Annotated in this window: 6 protein-coding genes; all 6 read left to right on the top strand. The window is 38.4% G+C overall.

Annotated features, from left to right (window positions below):
- On the top strand, window positions 1-223 hold a 223-nt coding region (locus tag A9G23_RS11525; protein ID WP_176700612.1), incomplete at its 5' end, for a hypothetical protein.
- 120 nt (window positions 224-343) lie between these two features.
- Window positions 344-481, top strand: coding sequence for a hypothetical protein (locus A9G23_RS11520; RefSeq protein WP_176700590.1), 138 nt, complete (start codon window positions 344-346; stop codon window positions 479-481).
- 16 nt (window positions 482-497) lie between these two features.
- Complete coding sequence (locus A9G23_RS08785) at window positions 498-818, top strand: hypothetical protein (RefSeq protein WP_065587256.1); 321 nt, start codon at window positions 498-500, stop codon at window positions 816-818.
- On the top strand, window positions 799-1,329 hold the full coding sequence (locus A9G23_RS08780; RefSeq protein ID WP_065587255.1) for a DUF6708 domain-containing protein: 531 nt from the start codon (window positions 799-801) through the stop codon (window positions 1,327-1,329). The genes A9G23_RS08785 and A9G23_RS08780 overlap by 20 nt, the downstream gene beginning before the upstream one ends.
- An 18-nt stretch (window positions 1,330-1,347) precedes the next feature.
- Window positions 1,348-1,587, top strand: coding sequence for a hypothetical protein (locus A9G23_RS08775; RefSeq protein WP_141670024.1), 240 nt, complete (start codon window positions 1,348-1,350; stop codon window positions 1,585-1,587).
- A 17-nt stretch (window positions 1,588-1,604) separates the two neighbouring features.
- The coding region (locus A9G23_RS08770) for a DUF6708 domain-containing protein (protein ID WP_065587253.1) at window positions 1,605-2,348 on the top strand (744 nt) is incomplete at its 3' end.

Raw genomic sequence — 2,348 nt, 5'->3', positions numbered from 1 at the left:
GGGCGCTGGTAGTACATTTGTTTGGGGTTGGATCAATAGTTTTATGTTTTTTTGTGATGTGGCCAATATCGATGATGGCGAATATAAGTCAGATCAAGAAGCGGAATTTAAAGCCCATAGGATTGAAGGGCAAGGCTGGCCCGAATGGATGGTTGAAGCGTTTAATGCCACATCATTAGAAGAGTTAGCTGAAATTAAACAACGGCACAGTATAACGGAATAGACCAAAAGCTGTTACAGTTTGGCAAGAATGGGCAAAGCATTATGGCAAGCCCATTTTAACGATATTGAAAAAATCGAAGTAAAAGAAAGCGATCCTAACTAGTCAGATAGCCACCTAACGGTGATAACATGGGTCGCGGGCACCTTTGCTTATGATCTTGTAAAGAGCTATCAAATCAATATCAGCCCTAATGCACAAGATGATGGCGAAATCCCACTTATCATTAACCGCAGCAGTAACCAATTTCATGAAGAATAAATAAAAGGAGAATAAAATGCCATCAAAATACCGTCCACAAATTTTTGGTTGGTTTGGCGATCTGGATAAAGGTCCACGTTTAGTGCCCCTGCATGACGATCGTTTAAGCTATGCCAATAATAACTATTGTGCCTTTATTCGTCAAATTCCCTCAGATCTGATTTTTTATACCTGTCTCTATTTTGTTGCTATTATTTTGGGAAGTATATTAATAGTCGGATCTTGTACATTTATTATGGATTATGATCACCCTGATAGCGGTAGCATGCTTTGTTTTAATGATAATTATAGTTGGATTTATTGCAAGTTGTTTAGGCATGTATGTTCTAATTCCTGAACTCTATCTAAATTTGTTCTCGCGCCGTGGCAGTCCCATTATATTTAACCGTAAAACGGGTAAAGTCTATGTTAACGAAAGTTATTTTTTTAACTTTAAAGTATTACGGCACCCTGCGGTATTTTTACAACCGAAAAAACGCCGTATAAAAGAGTATGATTGGGATGATTTGCATGGTGTTGTTATTCATAATATGTCACGTAATGCCCTAACCTCGACCGTACTAATGGTGTGCCAACCCGGCACGCATCAAGTGATTGATCATATTATGTTAGATCCTATTCGAGCTGGCGCAGGGAGTACATTTGTTTGGGGTTGGATCAATAGTTTTATGTTTTTTTGTGATGTTGCCAATATCGATGACGGCGAATATAAATCAGATCAAGAAGCGGCATTTAAAGCCCATAGGATTGCCGGTCAAGGCTGGCCCGAATGGATGGTTGAAGCGTTTAATGCCACATCATTAGAAGAGTTAACTGAAATCAAACAACGGCACCATATAACGGAATAGCCCAAAAGCCGTTACAGTTTGGCAAGAATGGGTAAAGTATTATGGCAAGCCCATTTTAACGATATTGAAAAAATCGAAGTGAAAAAAAACGATCCTCATCAGTCAGATAGCCACCTAACGGTGATAACTTGGATAGCGGGCACCTTTGCTTATGATCTAGTAAATAGCTATCAAATCAATATCAGCTCTAATGCACAAGATGATGACGAAATCCCACTCATCATAAATCGCAGCAGTAACCAATTTCATGATGAATAAATAGAAAGGAGAATAAAATGCCATCAAAATACCGTCCACAAATCTTTGGTTGGTTTGGTGATCTAGATAAAGGTCCACGTTTAGTACCCCTGCATGATCGTCGCTTAAGCTATGCCAATAATAACTACTGTGCCTTTATTCGTCAGGATTATAATGATCAGATTTTTTATGCTTGTTTGTATATTATCGGTTTTATCTTTGGAACTGGCTCTACTTTTAGTTTTCTTTGGTTAATAACGGAATATGATAATCCTACAATTAAGCCGTTTACTTTAATGATAATTATAGTTGGATTTATTGCAAGTTGTTTAGGCATGTATGTTCTAATTCCTGAACTCTATCTAAATTTGTTCTCGCGCCGTGGCAGTCCCATTATATTTAACCGTAAAACGGGTAAAGTTTATGTTAACGAAAGTTATTTTTTTAACTTTAAAGTATTACGGCACCCTGCGGTATTTTTACAACCGAAAAAACGCCGTATCAAAGAGTATGATTGGGATGATTTGCATGGTGTTGTTATCCATAATATGTCACGTAATGCCCTAACCTCGACCGTACTAATGGTGTGCCAACCCGGCACGCATCAAGTGATTGATCATATTATGTTAGATCCTATTCGAGCTGGCGCAGGGAGCACATTTGTTTGGGGTTGGATCAATAGTTTTATGTTTTTTTGTGATGTTGCCAATATCGATGACGGCGAATATAAATCAGATCAAGAAGCGGCATTTAAAGCCCATAGGATTGCCGGTCAAGGCTGG

Origin of the sequence: Gilliamella sp. App4-10, assembly GCF_001690495.1 — a bacterium.
Taxonomy (GTDB): domain Bacteria; phylum Pseudomonadota; class Gammaproteobacteria; order Enterobacterales; family Orbaceae; genus Gilliamella; species Gilliamella apicola_G.
Note: the sequence above shows the minus strand (reverse complement) of the source record. Positions and strands in the feature narration are given on the sequence as shown.